General features: G+C 65.6%; 10 protein-coding genes and 2 pseudogenes. 6 read left to right on the plus strand and 6 right to left on the minus strand.

Annotation, left to right across the window (positions count from 1 at the left end):
- Window positions 1-6: 6 nt before the first annotated feature.
- The 4 genes and pseudogenes from ACIQCH_RS12795 to ACIQCH_RS12810 form a co-directional block, all read right to left on the minus strand.
- Window positions 7-5,043 (minus strand): hypothetical protein, encoded by a 5,037-nt coding sequence (locus tag ACIQCH_RS12795; RefSeq protein ID WP_402580686.1) that lies wholly within the window; start codon window positions 5,041-5,043, stop codon window positions 7-9.
- Window positions 5,044-5,667: 624 nt separating this feature from the next.
- Window positions 5,668-6,066, minus strand: coding sequence for a hypothetical protein (locus tag ACIQCH_RS12800; RefSeq protein ID WP_402580687.1), 399 nt, complete (start codon window positions 6,064-6,066; stop codon window positions 5,668-5,670).
- Window positions 6,067-6,078: 12 nt separating this feature from the next.
- Entirely contained in the window at window positions 6,079-6,672 is a 594-nt protein-coding gene (locus ACIQCH_RS12805; RefSeq protein WP_402580688.1) for a replication/maintenance protein RepL, read from the minus strand.
- A gap of 143 nt (window positions 6,673-6,815) precedes the next feature.
- Window positions 6,816-7,120: pseudogene (locus ACIQCH_RS12810) on the minus strand (fumarate reductase/succinate dehydrogenase flavoprotein subunit); the annotation flags it as partial.
- Window positions 7,121-8,092: 972 nt separating this feature from the next.
- Between ACIQCH_RS12810 and ACIQCH_RS12815 the strand changes: the two are divergent.
- The 4 genes from ACIQCH_RS12815 (at window position 8,093) to ACIQCH_RS12830 (ending at window position 12,624) form a co-directional block, all read left to right on the plus strand.
- Window positions 8,093-9,247 carry a ParA family protein gene (locus tag ACIQCH_RS12815; protein WP_402580689.1) on the plus strand — a complete coding sequence of 385 codons (1,155 nt, stop codon included), beginning with the start codon at window positions 8,093-8,095 and terminating at the stop codon, window positions 9,245-9,247.
- Window positions 9,244-10,308 (plus strand): ParB/RepB/Spo0J family partition protein, encoded by a 1,065-nt coding sequence (locus tag ACIQCH_RS12820; RefSeq protein ID WP_402580690.1) that lies wholly within the window; start codon window positions 9,244-9,246, stop codon window positions 10,306-10,308. The genes ACIQCH_RS12815 and ACIQCH_RS12820 overlap by 4 nt, the downstream gene beginning before the upstream one ends.
- A 151-nt stretch (window positions 10,309-10,459) precedes the next feature.
- Window positions 10,460-12,067 (plus strand): DUF2637 domain-containing protein, encoded by a 1,608-nt coding sequence (locus tag ACIQCH_RS12825; RefSeq protein WP_402580691.1) that lies wholly within the window; start codon window positions 10,460-10,462, stop codon window positions 12,065-12,067.
- Window positions 12,068-12,354: 287 nt separating this feature from the next.
- Window positions 12,355-12,624, plus strand: a complete 270-nt coding sequence (locus ACIQCH_RS12830; RefSeq protein WP_402580692.1) for a hypothetical protein — start codon at window positions 12,355-12,357, stop codon at window positions 12,622-12,624.
- A gap of 145 nt (window positions 12,625-12,769) precedes the next feature.
- On the opposite strand, the gene ACIQCH_RS12835 is transcribed toward ACIQCH_RS12830, so the two are convergent.
- Entirely contained in the window at window positions 12,770-13,375 is a 606-nt protein-coding gene (locus ACIQCH_RS12835; protein WP_402580693.1) for a cadmium resistance transporter, read from the minus strand.
- A gap of 316 nt (window positions 13,376-13,691) precedes the next feature.
- Complete coding sequence (locus ACIQCH_RS12840; RefSeq protein WP_402580694.1) at window positions 13,692-14,108, minus strand: hypothetical protein; 417 nt, start codon at window positions 14,106-14,108, stop codon at window positions 13,692-13,694.
- 862 nt (window positions 14,109-14,970) lie between these two features.
- On the opposite strand from ACIQCH_RS12840, the pseudogene ACIQCH_RS12845 reads away from it, so the two are divergent.
- Together ACIQCH_RS12845 and ACIQCH_RS12850 are read left to right on the plus strand one after the other, a co-directional pair.
- A pseudogene (locus tag ACIQCH_RS12845) lies at window positions 14,971-15,159 on the plus strand (IS110 family transposase); the annotation flags it as partial.
- 99 nt (window positions 15,160-15,258) lie between these two features.
- Window positions 15,259-15,681 (plus strand): hypothetical protein, encoded by a 423-nt coding sequence (locus ACIQCH_RS12850; protein WP_402580695.1) that lies wholly within the window; start codon window positions 15,259-15,261, stop codon window positions 15,679-15,681.
- The last annotated feature ends 353 nt before the right edge of the window (window positions 15,682-16,034 follow it).

A 16,034-nucleotide genomic window follows, 5' to 3' on the forward strand; every position in this document is an offset into this window, starting at 1 on the left:
TCTCGTTCACAGGACATAGCGCCTCAACGTGAACTCGGCGGTGTGGCGGATACGGGTCAGGACTGCTCGGATCGCGGCGGGGGGCTGTTCGTCCTTGAGCCGGTCCTTGATCCATTCGGCGACGTCGGCAGCGTGTGCCCTGGCTGCGTCTGGGTCCCTGTCGTGGAACATGCGGGACGCAAGGTTGATTGCCGCCTGATGCATGATCGGGTCGTCTGCCGTCAGGGAGCCCAGCACTTCTTCCCAGTCCCCGAGGAATCCCAGAGCGATCAGACGCGCGCGCTCAAGACTGGGATGCATACCGTCCGTGGAAAGGCCCAGCTGCGTGAGAGTCTTGTGCGCCGCTTTGGTGTTCTTGGCGGCTCCCTCACTGACCGCCAGCGCGCTCAGGTAGCCGAACGCGCTCACGGCATGGGCTGCCATCGACACCTGCACCAGACCGTGCACGGGGTGCGAGTGGTTGATCAGCCGCATGGTGTTGGTGACATTCTCCGCGACCTGCAGGACAAACGTCCGGTGCTCATGCAGGCCGGCACTCGCAGCAAGAAGGACGAGCCGATGGGCGTCCAGGCTCGTGGGGTCGCCGACCTCGATCTGCAAGAGGCGTTCTCGCTGCTCGAACGTCAATGGCATCGGATCGAATTCCGGAGCATCCAGAAGCACATCAGAAGTGCCCAGCACTGTGAGCAGCTCTGGATCACTCAGCTCCGCGCTGTCCACGAAGGTCCCGGTGTCGAGGGGATCGGGCATGGCTTCGCGCCAGGTCGATGCCCACGGCCAGCAGCGCGCCTGCGGCATGTCGCTAGCACGTACGGCCCGGTCTACGGTCAGTGCGAGTCCAGGCTGTAGCTCCACTCCGCTTCTTCCCACGCCTGCGACGACCGCCGAGAGGGGCTCGAGGTCTTCTGGTGTCAGCGGCAGCTGGCAGCGGGCCTGCACGGCTTCTTCGACGAGTGCAATGTCATGGGGGTCGAAGCCATGGACGAAGGCTGCGAGGGTCAGCAGCCGCTGTGAGGAGGCGCCCATCGCAGTGCTTGTCAGTTCTGCGCCGGAGATGACGCAGCCCAACTGTAGGAGATGGTGGGCTGCGATAGCCGCCATCTCATCGTCGGTCCCCTGCAGCAGCTCGATCCACCGCGCCTCCGTCACGTGTGCAGACTGTGCGATAAGTTGCGCCTGCTCGTCAGCGGGGCATTGCAGTCTCCGCGCATTGGCGGCTGCGCGGAAAAGGTCGTCCCAGGCTCCGTGGTCTGCCAGTCCTACGCTGAATCGATGCCCGAGGAGCGTGTGCAGGAACCCCTCATCTGCCAAGGCGCGTAGCAGGTCCATGCGCTCAGTGTTCAGCCGGTGGATCTCCGCGTGCGCCGCGCTCTGTCGCAATTCGAGGGATACCTCGGCCAGGCGTGCCTCGCAGGCGGACGCGTATACAGAGCGAAGCTGCCGGCTGGGGGCCAGGTGCAGCAGTCCCAGGGCGCGCCACGCCTCACGGACCACCGTCCAGGGTTCGGAGGCATTGACTCGTTCCCATACGAGGCCGGCGAGCGTGGTCAGTCCGGCTGCGGCAGCACTTTGCAGTGCCCGCACGGTCAGATCCGGCTTGCCGCGTCCTTCTGAACAGTCCAGCAGGCTCCTCAGGACGGATGTCAGGGTCGCTTCTGCGCCGGGTACGGACCACTGCCGCATCAGAACCAAGCCAGACAGTGCCGCCCCTACAGCCGACTCGGGTTCCGTCGTTCGCGCGACGGACTCCAGGATCTCCACTGCTGCGGACCATCCGTACCGGGCGAGCGTGTCGGCGGCCTCATACCAGGCCGGCGTTCCGCTGTCTGGTGATTCGAGGGTGTGCTTCAGGTTGGACAGCAGCGCGGCATGCAGATCGTTGAAGTCTCCTGCTGCCGCCGCGAGCAGCCACGCGCCGTATGCCGTGTTGGCCTCGAGGGCGGTCTCCAGCACGGCACGGACCATCTGCGGGTCGGCGTCGGGTTTGGCAACCAGCAGCTGGGCCGCGTCGCGCCATCGGAATTCGGTAACCCGCTCGAGCACGGCTGGGAGGTTCGTTGATGCCTCGTACTGGAGGAAGCCCGCCGCGCAGAAGGATTGCACCACCGGGTTGCAGAAGGAGAGCCAGTCACCGCTGGGATCTGCCTCGAGGATGCCACTGGCTTGCAGCGCTTTGAGTGTGCTGTCCACGTCCGCGGGCTGAAGCTGGCTCAGGCACTGCACGGCGTCTTGGTAACGCAGAGCGGAGCCGTACTGCTCCATGTTCTGGACCAGGACTTGCAGTAGCTGCAGTCGGCGCTGTTGCTCCGCCTGGTCGCGCGTCTTAAGTAACCGTCGCAGGTAGTCGTGGACCAAGGTGCCGGTGTTGGAAGCGATCTGCTCGGCCTGGGCGTAGTGATGCACCAACATGCTCAAGAACAGCGGCTTCATGGCCAGGTCTCGGACCGCGACGTCGGCGCCGTCGTCGAAGATCCGCTCATCCAGCTGCTTCATCCGCGGCCGCCACGTCCGGGGGTGAGCCGAGCGAAGTCTTTCTTCGAGGTAGATGCGCGCATCGTGCTTGCGCACTCGGTATACGGCTACGGCCGGCCAGTGCAAGACGCCCGGATCGTAATCCCACGAGCGCTGGCACACCACCAGGCGCACCAGCGGATACTGTTCGGCGATCCGCTGCACGCATGCCAGGACCGTGGCCTTCTCCCCCACGTCGATGGCATGGAGGTCGTCGATGACCAAATGGACTGCACCGAGCCGCGAGAGCCGGTGGATGGTGCAAGGCTCGAGGCGCTCGTCGACAGGAACGCAATAGGCGAGCAAGCCGGCAGGAGACCAATCGCTGCCGTGCTCTTTGAGGTACGCACCCACCTGGAAAGCGCTGATCGACACAGGCCAATGGGGCAATCGGTCCGGCAGGTCAGGTGATGGAGCCACCATGCGGGACTGGAGTTCTTTAGCGATCGTGGACTTGCCGGCACCGGTGTCTCCGATGAGCACCACTTGGCGCTGCTCGAGGAGGACGTCAACGGCTTCGGGCGGGGTGACGCGTGGTGCTTGCTTGCCTTGTATGGCCAGCGGTTCACCTGGTTGAAGGAGGCGGCCGACCAGCGGGATGTAGGGATTGACGGGCGGGCGCTTGGGCGTCGCCTCACGAAGTGGCCCCTGGAAGAGGGCTCGGATGACGGCAGCGTCGCGGTCTTCAGTGTCCTCAAATCCACGGAGCACGAGGTGGACGTCCGCAAGAAGGTCGGCAGCCCGCGTGGGAAGGTCCTCGAGATTGAGCAGCGCAGCGCGTAAAGCCTCAGCCTGGCGCGGCGGCCAGGAAGTGAAGAAGGCATCTGTGAGCCCATCGACTGCTTCAGCGGCCACTGCGGCGATGGAAGTAGATGCCGCGACGCGATACTCGCTCTGGTCTTCGTCATCGAACTTCAGCGACCGCAGTGCTGAGAGCGTCAGGTGCTGGAGCAGATGTCGATCAGCTCGAGGCGCAGGGATTTGATCGTTGACCAGCATCGCGGCGCGCCGGCATTCCCACAGCATCCTCAGGAACCTGCCCTGAGCTGGCGAGTCCTGCGACACAGCTTCGGTGACTGCCGTGGCGACGCCGTCCATGGCATCTTCGGGCAACTCGGTGGACAGGGCCGTCAGCGCAGCGAGCACGCGTTGCATCTGTACGAGCTCTGCGAATCCCATCCCGCATTGGGGCAGGTCGCGCAGCGTGCAGACCTCGAGCCAGCCGTAGTCGGACAAGGTCGCCTGGTTTGGTGCTGCGGCGGCTAGGTCGATCAGGTAGGGATTCTCGCCGGCAAGAACGAGGTTGTGCGGGTTCAGGTCGCCATGAACAGGCGACAGGGTTCGCTCCTCATGCCCGGACAGGATCTGGTGGAGACGTCGAAGTGGGTGGGCGACCCGCACGCCTTGATAGGTCAGACCGTCCTTTGCCTCGTCGACTCCATCGAGGAACCGGCGTAGACGCTCAGACAAGACGTCTGCCCGGGTGCGCTGCACCTCACCGCAGATCTCCACCGAGATCTTCTGCCCAAGAAGGTCGCCGATAGGGCGCTTGCTGGCAGCATTGACTGCCTCGACCCGTACTTCAGTATCGCCAAAGGTGCCAACGAGGTGATGGTCGTGCACCTGGACGTTCTCCAACCGCATGGCCACCAGATCACCACTGCGCAGGCGCTGCTCGCCACCGGGCGCCGCTGTACTGCTCTGGAGAATCGCGGTGTCGTCACACTGGCTTGCTTGAATCTGTTCATCAGCCAGTGTCCCGTGCATCAGGTCCACAGGTGACGTCTCGGCCGTATAGGAGTCGAAGGAGACGTACAGGTCCTTGCCCAGGCTCCGATTGAACGCCAAGAGGTCCTGCGACTGCATCGTCCGGTCCCGGTGCAGCTGATTGGACAGAGCCTGGAAGACACGGCGCAGTGTCCGGCCGGCGGCTGCACTCTCGTCTTCACCGGCCAGCCCACTTTCGACGACGTCCAGCAGTGACCGGATTTCGCCCTTCCACGGATCCCTGTCACAAACATGCTGGTAGACCAGCACTTGCCGGCGCACGAGGGGTCGCTTGGGAGGTTCCAGCACGTCACGGCTGACAGCGACGACCCGAGTGAAAAGCGGGAATCTCTCGCTGAGGTCCGCCTGGCGGGCCCTGTCCCACTCCTGTGCCGTGCTCTTGAGATCCGCAAGCTTCGCGACCTGCAGGTACGTCCTGCCTGCCGTGTCCTTGACCTCGATCTCCAAGACCTCGGAGCCACTACGGCCACCGGCTAATCGTCGCGTGACGAGCACATCCGCGACCGTGGCCGGCCAATACCCGCGCTCCGGATCAGCCTTTGAAGCGACTCCCCGCAACGCAGTTCGAATCGCTCCCTGACTTTCGTCATCATCGATGCCACTGTCATCACGAAACCGAACAGTCCAACTCACAGACCGGCCCCTCCCCCACCCGCACACATTGCTCAGCAGCGATGTGAACGGCACTCCAAAGCCACGGCGAGTGTAGTCACCGACAGCTAGCGAACTCAGGCAAATGCGCATAACGGTCCGCTGTCCTTGGCTGAGGCGTGCAGGGCCGGCACCTCAGTGACTCCAGGCGGCTGCAGAGGTACCTACGCCCGGCGGGACCACCACATACTCGCACCGCTCTCAGCACCTCGCGGAGGTGCCGAGGAAAGCTCAGCCCCTGCCAAGAAGTGGCCGATACGGTACGCAGCCACTCCCGTCGGCCCTACGGCGCAGATCGAGACTCGCCTGGTCTCCGCCTTCCGACCCTGCATAAACACCCAGGTCAGCGGCACCACGCCTTGCCGACAGGGACTGAAGGGACTCAAATTCGCAACCACGCGCCGCGCGCCGCGTGAGGTACGCCGGACAGACAAGGGGCGTCGGCCGTGAAACGACCGCACCTGATCACACGTCCTCGCCCCTCACCTTGGCCACGCGCCATGAGTCGCCCGCGCACTATCCCCCGAACGGGCGTGGCCAGCCCAGCGACGGCGCTGGCTCGAGACGACTCTTCGACGACCCTCTTGCATGCGGTGCAGCTCGCTTCTAGATGCAGATCCTGGCCTGACAGCGCCGTCATCTGCATACTGGGAGCACGCTTTCGCGTACAGGTGCAGGGGCCCCGGCAATCCCGCCGGGGCCTTACTGCTGCGCGGGCTATGCCACGGCGTGGAGGCCACCGCTCCCCGGCTTCGGGGGCCGGCGGTTGTAGTCCGGCACGATGATGGGCGGCAGCGCGTCTGCGGCGGCGAGGGCTCCGAGGTGACTCTTGAGCTCTCGCTCAGAGTCGTAGCCGGCGATCGCGGGGTTGAGCGAGTAGCGGTGCCCGCGCCCGTTTCCGGAGCGAAGGACGAGGCCGCGCTCGACAAGAAGGCCCATCGCTCGACTCATGGACGCCTGCCCCACACCGAGGATCTCATCGATCTCGGCCTGTTTGAGGTCGACCGTCCCGCCGGTTTCGGAGTGCTTGACCATCACGGACAAGACGTTGATGGCTGTAGGGGTGAGCTCGAGCTGGTGGAGCATCCCGAGCAGACCGGTGGTGGTCATCAGCATCGCGGCCTCCGATCAGCAGATCTCAGTCTTGGCGAAGAGTGCGAGGACTTCGCCCAACTCGTCCGGGAACTCCGACTCAAGTTTCGCAGCTCGCAGCTCGGCGAGGAAGTCGGCTTGCTCATCGCCGTTGCCGTTGAAGGCAACTCGCGGGTTGAGCTCGTACACACCTCGCTTCACCTTGCGGATCAGGTTCATCTCGCACAGCCGGTCGAGCGGTGCGCCGATGCTGGTCCGCTGGACGCCGAGCTCTTGAGCGATCTCGGCGTGGGTCGACTGGATCCTGCCCTTCTTCTGTCGGCCGATCAAGTTCGACAGGATCGCGCCCTGCAGGGTGGTGATGATGCGATGCGTTAGGCAGTACGGGAGCACACGGCGCAGGAAGTAGTTGCTGACGAGCGAGTAGCCCTCGTCGCCGAGGAAGTCGTGGGGAGCCCGGCGATAGACCGTGGCTCGGACCTCGTGCACCGGGCCAGCCCCGAACTGCTCGGCAATCATGCGGGCCAAGTCGTTCGGTTGGCCCGCTCCCGCAGGCTTGAGGTTCGGGCGTTCGGACGGGGTGGGCCCCTTGCTGCTCCTGCGCCGTAGCGGGCGAGCGGCTTCGGCCATCTCATGATCCTTTCGCGTACAGGTGCCGAGCACTGTACGGCAAAAGTTGTGACCAGACGCATCTTACGCGCCGAGTTCTTGCGGATGGACGCAAGTTTGTGTCGACGGCGCCCGACAGTCGACCTTCGCCCGGCTCCTGGGACGTTGATGGAGAGGTCGAAGGCGTTCTCGTCGGCGCCGGGGGCGAAGGCGATGGCGTCCACGAAGTCCGTGGTCAACGCGCAGGTGACCATGCCGCGAGCGACGATGCCGCGGGCCCTGGCCGTCGACGGCGACCAGGTGGAGCATCTCGGTGTGGGCGTGCATCTCGATGTTCCCGGAGGCGATCGACGTGCTGGTGGGCGCCGGCCAGCAGCTGCTGGCCGGTCTGGCCGCGGGGGTAGAAGGTGCGGGAGACCTGAACGCCGGCGAAGGAGCGGGTGTCGAGGAGACCACTGCGTTCGCGAGCGCTCATCGAGGACTCAACCAGACGACTACCCGCGAATGTTGCGTTTCAACGCAAGTTTCATTTGCGTCGACATCGATTCTTGCGGCTCGACGCAAGTTTCGGTGCCCGATGTGGGTGGCTGCCGACATCCAAGGAGGTCGAGTGTCGGTGGCCACCGACACTCTGTTTTAGAAAACCGCAGGTCAGAGGCACTTTTCGGTGGGGTCCCTCTTATATAAAGAGCGCGCCGTAACTGGCCCAACCAAACTGGGCCGACACGCACATGAGTTGATGCCACCTGAGTGGTCATCAATCGCGTTGAAGTGCGCCCCAGTCCAGAGCCTCAACCACAGAAGGTGTGCCAGGTTCGACCCCTGCCCTCCTCTGCGGTCTCAAGGGCTTCCCTTGAGCCCCACCGGGGCCAGCCACGCCATTTGTTCTCCCGTCAGCACGGAGCTGCAGATGCCGACGCTCTCTTTCGTACCCAGCGGGGCACCGCAAGCCCGCTAGGGCTGAGGAGCAGCCGCCCTCCCGCACGCTGGCGGCCTGCCTTTCGACTCCGGCACCTCGGCACGGCCAACCGTTGGCTTGGCCCTGAAGGGACAGAGTGGGTGCCAATCTCTGAACGACTGGCGCCACGGCAGCCCGACAGGGGCACTCGGCAGTTCGCTTGCAATCGACTTGCTGGGTTGTCCCGGGACATTGGGTTGGGCTGCGAGTGCGTGTGAGATAGCCGGTGTGTGCGCTTTCGAGAGTTGGCGAGCCATCAGACGCCGTTGTGAAGCTCGAAGGGCGTACAAGGCCGAGCCTGCTGCTGGTTGGAGGCTGATCCGACCAGACTGTCCCAGCGCCCTGGAGCTTCCTAGGGCGAGACATGCTGGATCTTCCTGGATGTCCTGTATTGGCTGTTTGTGCCGGCCGTGCGGCTGATGAGACACACCGAGACACGCGGCATGCGTTACCTCGAGCGTCAGAAGTTAGTAAGGTTGCTTCATGACGACTCAGAACCTTGCTGGAGACAGAGAGAAGGTTGTCTCCAAGCTGCCGGCCCTGATGCGGCAGGACCTGAAGGTCCGAGCAGCGGAACGTGGCTGCGACATCCAGGACGCGGTACTGCAGGGACTGCAGTCGTGGATGGCCACTGAAGACCCCATGCCTCTGGTGTCCACGACCGGGGCCATCCCCTTCTCCACTCATCTCCCTGTCGGCTTCTGGTCTTCTGTGCGAGAGGTGTGTTCACAGCGAGGGATCCCCCTGGTCCAGGGCTTGTCGCAGGCTGTCCAGCTCTGGCTTTCGGACAATCCCTCGCCGAAGGTCCGGCCGGTCACGGGCATTCCTCAGCGGCTGGTGGTCGCCAACCAGAAGGGCGGAGTCGGCAAGACGGCCATCGCTGCCGGCCTGGCGCAGGCGAAGGCCGAGGCTGGTGAGCGTGTGCTGCTGGTGGACTTCGATCCTCAAGGCCACCTCACCGAGCAACTCGGGCTCGCGGAGATCCCCAACGACAAGGACCACGACAGCCTGGCGAAGCACATGGTGGGTGAGAACGACCGCCCCCTGGAGGAGCTTTTGCTGCCCTTGGAGCACGATAAGTTCCACGGCCGGCTCGTCGTGCTGCCCACCTGTATGGACGGCTTCCTGCTGGACACGATGCTCGCTCTCTCCAAGCTGCGCACCAAGGAGACCGCCCTGGAGAGGGCTCTGCGTTCAGTGGAAGAGCAGTTCGATGTGGTGATCATCGACTGTCCGCCGAGCCTGGGCACGACCATGGACACCGCGCTCTACTACGCCCGTCGACGCGACGGCGAAGCACCGGGTGTCTCGGGAGTCGTCATCCCGGTCCAGGCTGAGGACAGCTCGGCGAAGGCCTTCAGCATGCTGGACGCGCAGATCTCGGCTCTCGAAGAGGACTTCGCACTGGAAGTCGACTGTCTGGGCTTCGTGGTGAACCTTTATGAGAGTCGCCGCGGATACGTGGCAACGTCGTCCCTGGAGCGCTGGGAAAAGATGGAAACCCCCCGGCTCCTGGCCGTTGTCGGTGACTTGAAGGAGCAGCGGGAAGCCGTCCGGCTTCGCCAGCCGCTCCTGGTCTACTCGGCGGACTGTGAGCAGTCCGAGATGATGCGCATGATCGCCCGGAGGCTCTCGTGAGTAGCAAGAGTGAACTGCTTGGGCAGGCAGAGACCTTCGAGCGGATGGCCGGGGGCAGGAGCGCGCGCCGCGGCATGATCGATCGGGTGACGGGGAAGGATGGGGTGCCGTCCAGGCTTCCGCTGCGGGAGATCAGCGCGAATCCGGAGAACCCGCGGGAAGAGTTGGGCGACGTCCGTGAGTTGGCGGAAAGCCTGCAGACCGTGGGTCAGGTCCAGGCCATCACCGTCGCCAGCGTCGACGCCTACTTGCGTGATCGGCCGCAGATGGAAGACAAGCTCGACCCCGAGGCTGCCTACGTCGTCGTTGATGGGCACCGTCGCCTGCACGCGGCAAAGCTGGCTGGGCTCCACACGATGAAGGTCTATGTCGACGACGCGCTCGCCACGACCGACCGGAACCTGCTGGAAGCAGCGTTTGTCGCCAACGCTCAGCGCAAGGACTTCACCGACCTGGAAGCAGCCCAAGCTCTCAAGCTGTTGGTAGAGCTTCACGGCTCCCAGCGGGAGGCTGCTCGTCGGGTCGGCAAGTCGCAAGCCTACGTATCTCAGAAGCTGTCCCTCCTCGGTCTCACCCCTGAGCTCCAGGCTGACCTTGCCGCAGGCCGCCGGCAGGTCAATCACGTGCGGGGACTGGCCGACCTTCCCGCCGAACAGCAAAGGGGCGTCGCCGACCAACGTGCTCAGGAGACGGCTCGGCGGAAGGCAGAGCAGCGCGAGAAGCGGGAGCAGGTCGATAACTCAGTAATCACTCCCGCTGTCCCGGAGCCCCGCAACGCCCCCGCGCTCGATGCTCCTGCTGCGCCCTCGGACACCAGCGAGGAGTGGTCGGCTTCCGACACCAGCACTCCCCCATCACGCACGCCATCCGAGGACTCAGTTATCACGCCGGCGTCAGACAACGCCCCCGCGGGCGATGCCCAGAGCACGCGGCCAGTCCATCCCGCCCTGGCTCGGGAGGCCTGGTCTCCCCTGCCCGACCTGGGCCAGCTGGCCGAGCTGCTCCGCGAGCAGCTGAACGAGCGCCAGCGGATCGAACTGGCCGATCGCCTCCTCGACTAGCGGTAGGCCTCTACCCCAATGGTGCCCCGGGGCTATCGCCCGGGGCACCGCCTACTACCACCCTCGCGTTCCACCCGGCAGAGATCGGGGCCAGGGGAAAGCCGGGCACTAGAAGCCCAGTGATCATCAAGCGAAACAGGTGCCAAGCGCCATGCAACTCACACGGACGCACCGGATACTCATCGGTGTCGTCATCACCGGCGCCGTGGTGATCGCGGGGATCGGTTTCGCGGGGTCGTACGCGGCCGTGCGCGCCCTCGCGATCAAGAAGGGCTTCGGGGACTTCTCCCTCGTCTTCCCCATCGGCATCGACATGGGCATCTGCGTGCTGCTCGCGCTGGACCTGTTGTTGACGTGGATCCGGATCCCGTTCCCGCTGCTGCGCCAGACGGCGTGGCTGCTGACGGCGGCCACGATCGCGTTCAACGGCGCGGCGGCCTGGCCGGACCCGCTGGGCGTCGGCATGCACGCGGTCATCCCGGTGCTGTTCGTCGTGACGGTGGAGGCGGCCCGGCACGCGGTCGGGCGGATCGCGGACATCACCGCGGACCGGCACATGGAGGGCGTGCGCCTCACGCGCTGGATGCTCTCGCCGTTCCCGACGTTCAAGCTGTGGCGGCGGATGAAGCTGTGGGAGCTGCGCTCGTACGAGCAGGCGGTCGGCATGGAGCAGGACCGGCTGATCTACCAGGCCCGGCTCCAGGCACGGTACGGGCGGGCGTGGCGGCGGAAGGCGCCGGTGGAAGCGCTGATGCCGCTGCGGCTGGCCCGGATCGGCGTGCCCCTGGCGCAGACCGCACCGGAAGGACTCGCCGCAGCCGGCATCGACCCCGTCCTCCTGCCTCCGGCGACCCGGAGGGCAATACCGCCAGGCCAGGAGCAGTCCTCCGGAATGGCCCGGCCCACCGGCTGGACCATCGCACAGGCCACAATCACCGCTCCCAAAGTCACTCCTGCTCCCGTGCCGCACAGGGAAGGACCGGACCGGATGCACACCAACGACGCGGACCTGATCGCGGCGGGCGAGCTGTTCGTGCAGCAGCGCGGCACTCTCCCGACTATCGAAGAACTGGCCGCCTTCCTGGCACGGGACTTCGGGGTACTCGATCCAGAGACCGGACAGCTAGTCGCCGAGGACGTGCTCGAGCCGGTCCTGGCTCAGCTCGCACGCGCCTTTGCGGAGACACCGTCAGTACCGACTAAGCCTGGAATGGAAGCGGACAACAACCATGTGGGGACCCATCCTCAAATGCCTCCGGCGCTGGCTACCGCCAGCGAGGCCCCGCACTCATCCTTCGAACGCCCAACCGTGACCGCCCCCTCCCCCGCGGTTACTTCGCCCGGCCGACGATCCGCTTCACCCCCGACTGCAACAGTCCAGCCCCAGCCTCGACCGAGTGGGCGCCCCACCCAACAGACCTCCCCCGGTGTGCCCTCAACCCGGCCCACTGCGACCGCGCCAGCGAGGGGGAAGGTCTGGGAATCAGTGGTCCTCGACACCGGAGCGGCCACCGCAGCGCTGCCTGAGCAGCAGACCACCGAGCCTGACCAGGGCCCGGTACAGCAACAAATCATGACGGTTGCCCAATGGCTGACCGAGGCGGAGGAAGCCGGCAGCACGTTGTCGGGCGCCGAAGTCGGCCGTCGACTGGGCGTCTCCCCCCGCACCGGCAAGCGGCGGCTCGACAAGGCAGCCGAGTACCTCAACGAACAGCGCCGACAGCGCGTCCGCGCCAGGCTTCGAGCGGTCAAGGGCTGACCCTCCCCCACCGCATACGACCCGACTCCCGGTCGCCAGCCACGAGAATCCACCCTTGCAGACCGCAGCACGCGTACGTCCGCAGCCTCCGCTGCTGCCTCGGCTTCCCGCTGCTCGCTGTCAAGCGACACCCAGCAAAGAGTCGGTGAACGGGGCTATCCAGGACGGCTCCGCTGCCGTAATCACACCAGCCATCCCAAGATCATCACATCCGAGCCGGTGAGGCGGTGCAGGTGGTGACGAGCGTTAAGGTGCGGTTCGGATCAGCCGATGAATAGGAGGAACAGGTGCTGGAGCAAGCGGAGGCTCTACAGATCGCGGTCTCGTTCCTGGAAGGCAGCCGTCGCGACGGCGAACCGCCCCTGACCATCGATGAAGGCCTGGTGAGGGCGAGCAACGGCCTCCTGATCGTGCCCTACAACTCTGTTCGCTACCTCGCCACACGCGATGAGATGGAACGGCTGCTCGACTGCTGGCCCATCCTCGTGGATCTCCAGAGCGGAGACGTCAGGTTCGGCAAGCTCGAGGAGAGGCACCTCTGGAGGAACCTCACATGACAGCCGCCCCGTCCACGGCTCACGACCGCACTTGCGGGACAGCCCAGCGAGCCAGAACCCGAGAGGGACACCATTTGTTCACCGGTTCAAGAGGCGCTTGGTGCCGTGAGGAATTCGAACTGCGCCGGTGATGCGCCGCCCAGTACTACAGACCGAAGGCACCGCCCTCGATGAGGATGCCCAGGCCGATGGCGATCAGGACCAGGGGCAGCAGGATGTGGCCCCAACGGGCGAGGGCCTTGGCGATGACGGGTCGGGTGGCGAAGAACTTGCCCGCGAAGCACCACACGGCCACCAACACGAGGAACACCGCGGCATACACGCTCATCCCGCCGACGCCGGCGGTGGCGAAGACAGGCACGTAGACGCCGATGTTGTCGCCGCCGTTGGCGAAGGTGACCGCTGCGACCTCCAGAGGGCGCGGCCCGCGCTCCTTGGTCTGTTCCGCCTCCTCGTCCCTAGCCCCGTCGCGGTGGTCCTTCCACGCTTGCCAGGCGGCTTTAAGGCCCAGGGCGAGCGGCAGCAGGCCGAGGTAGTGGATGGCGGACTCGGGCAGGAAGGTGGCGCCGAACGCTGCGGCCACCGCCACGGCGAGGATCGCGGCGAAGCCCAGGTACTGGCCCAGCACGATCCGACGGGTGGAGCCGGGGTGGCCGGCGCCCTGGGCGAAGAACAGCGCCAGGATCAGGATGTCGTCGATGTTCGTGACGGCGAACAGTCCGGCTGCCTGCCCGATGATGCCCAGGTCCACGAGTAGCCGCTCTCCTTCGATGCGAGTGTCCCGGTGAAGCTACCGGGAGCCCATACCGCAGCGATCACGGGGCCAGAGCTCGGTGCTGTCCCTTCTCTGAACATCGAACACGACGCCGCCGGAGCGCAAGGTGATAACTCAGTTATCGCCCACCGTGTCTCGTCTCACTGAACCTTGACCGATCTCACTGAACTTTGACCGGTCGCGCTGAGGGTTTGCGCACCACTCGCCTCTGGCGGCAGGGTGCCGACGTTGCCGCTGGCGCTTCGTGGGCTTCGCTGGCTTCATGGGCGGCTTTTCGCCGCTCATGCCCAGGTTAGGGCGCCCCTTCCAGGCGGGTCAGGGTGAAGATCAGGGACTCGATGTGCTCGGGGCCGTTCGAGAGCCCGTCCGAGAAGTCCTCGAACTCGAGGACCACGGCATCCTTGTCCCGGCGTGCCTTCACCTTGTCACCGACGCTTTGCGACCAGCCGCCGTTCATGGAGTACGCCCGGGAAAGGGCATCCTCGGTGGGTTCGGGAACCGAGGAGATGGTGTACGGATTTGCGCGCTCACTGTCGGCGCCGTCCACGATGATCTTGAGGCGGGAGGGGTCGTACTCCCACCGGCCCGAGAGGCCCAACCGAGTCTCCGACCACCTCCCATCGCCGGTGATGGTCAATACCCCGTCGAACCCCGCGTTGGTCGTGAACCTCCAGGAACCCTTGGCGAACGCGGTGATCGCCTTCTCCACCGGACTCCCGCACCCTGACACGGCGGAAGCGGCGATCCCGGCCAGCAAGTACCGCAGCGCTGTCCTACGCCCCACTAAACCCACCAGATCACGCCTGTTCATATGTCCCTCCCCATCCGGCGCCTCCGTCGTGAACGCCCGGCTCATCCGACACTCAGGGCCGCAAGAATGCGCCACCCCGCGACCGGTGACAAGCGCTGAACATGCCAACCCCGCCCCTCCGTCCGACACCACCCGGGCACAGGACATGGGCAACCACCGTGCATGCCCACGGACCGCCCGACCTCCGGGCCCGGGAAGCCATGATTTAGCCCCGAGTTCGCCCCCGGACCCCGCAGCCGCGTACCGGGCCACCACAGTGCCCTGAAGCCGCACCCACCCCGACTCCCCGGCCACCACGGGGCCTGGACCGCAGCGCGACCGGTCAAAGTTCAGTGAGATTGGTCAAGGTTCAGCGAGACGGGACACGGAGTCGCCCCCACGAATCACGCCGCGTGAGCTGGGGGATGCCGCACGGCACCAGGGGCGTGATCGCCCACGAGTCAGAAGCAGCGTGCCACCCTGGCGGGCCGGCCACAGGCACTTGCGGCGGCTTTGCAGATCTGGATCTTCGCCAGGGTCGGAGCCGACAGGGGTCGACAGACGAAGGAGCGCGGCAGCGCTGTCGTCGTGAGGGGCTCGGCAGCCGGCGCGGATGGGGCGGGCCACGCGAAGTGGTGGACTCAGTAGCCGCGACCGTCTGCTGGCCGTCCAGTTCACGCTGCGGCGGACCGCTCCCTGGAACGCCCGCGTAGGGCGCCGGCACGACGTGCTGCGGACTATGAGCAGGCGAGCCCTGGGGACGGTGCTGCCACCAGAACTGATAGCAGCGCTGTTCAGCATCCGACGGTCCGAAGAGTCCCGCAGGTTCTACGACCGCAAACGCGCCGAGGGCAAGCGCCACACCCAGGCCGTTCTCGCCCTCGCACGTCGCCGTGTCAACGTTCTGTGGGCTCTCCTGCGTGACGGACGGTGCTACGAAGCCGCGCCACCGGAGCCAGTCATGGCATGAGGTGTGCTGCCGATCTGTGATCCCGGGCAACCCAGTCACCAGGCCTTGAGTGCTTGAGGCAGGATCAGGTAGATCGACATCGGGGGGGGAGACGCACCAATGATCACCGCCACCCAAGGAGTGGAGATCACTTCGTCGTGCCCAGCCTGTGGTGGCGTGCTGGTCCGCGACGTTGGGCAGTTCATCGAACGGGGACAGCTCCGCTGGGGCATCGAAGGACGGTGCCAAGCCTGCGCCAACGGGTGGTGCGAGATGGGAGTCGGCCCAGCTCCCGAAGAGATCAGACAGGCACTGCTGGCCCAGCACGGGTCTGCTCGGCTTCGCCTGGCAGCTGAGACCAATCTCGTTCCCGTGTTGCGAGCCCTGCGCGACATGCGCCACCTGTCACTGGGCGAGGCTCGGCTGACGGCCGCCGAGCTGAGTGGGCCGGGCCTGGTCGGCACGTCCGTGGAAATGGCGCATCTGGCAGAAGGGCTTCGCAAGCGGTCCGTCTCCACGGCCCTCGTTCCGTCACCTGCCTGACCGCCCGCGAAGCACTCAGCGGGTTGACAGACGGCGATGGGAATCGGTGAGATCCGTCAAGCATGGCTGAGACGGGACAGCAGGTCGACTGATGCGTAGCTCGCGCCAGGAAACCGAGGATCAGAGTGATAACTCAGTAATCGCCGCCAAAGCCGCCCCTGGTGAAGTCGGCCCGGGGCGCGGTTCCGGTCTTTCGACCGGCCCGTTTCCCGGAGCCGCGAAACGATGCGGGCCCGCAGCACTCCCTTGAGCGATAACTCAGTTATCGGCGGGGGAGCAGCTGGTAGCCGACACCGGTCCCGTCCGGCATAGGTGACCTGACTCGGCGAAGTCTGACGGATCGGGCTTCGTGT

The organism is Streptomyces sp. NPDC093225 (genome assembly GCF_044753805.1).
In the GTDB taxonomy this organism is placed as follows: domain Bacteria; phylum Actinomycetota; class Actinomycetes; order Streptomycetales; family Streptomycetaceae; genus Streptomyces.